At 75.3% G+C, this 231-nt stretch carries 1 pseudogene; it reads left to right on the top strand.

The annotated features are described in order from the left end of the window. Window positions 1-22 precede the first annotated feature (22 nt). Window positions 23-231: pseudogene (locus C7C46_RS33420) on the top strand (MGDG synthase family glycosyltransferase); the annotation flags it as partial.

Raw genomic sequence — 231 nt, 5'->3', positions numbered from 1 at the left:
GATCACCGTGGTCTCCGCGAGCGTGGGAGCCGGTCACGACGGCGCCGCCCGCGAGCTGGTGCGCCGCCTGCGCGAGGCCGGATTCGACGCCGAGTGCCACGACTTCCTCGACCTGTTGCCGCGCGGCTGCGGCCGCCTGCTGCGGGGCAGCTACGCGCTGGAGCTGAAGGTGGCACCCTGGGCCTGGGGCTGGCTGCTGGGCGGGCTGGAGAAGAGCCGCGGCTCCTCCGG

The sequence above is a fragment of the Streptomyces tateyamensis genome (assembly GCF_003205575.1).
GTDB lineage: Bacteria > Actinomycetota > Actinomycetes > Streptomycetales > Streptomycetaceae > Kitasatospora > Kitasatospora tateyamensis.
The sequence above is the reverse complement of the archived record's forward strand: the minus strand, read 5'-3'. Positions and strand labels throughout refer to the sequence as shown.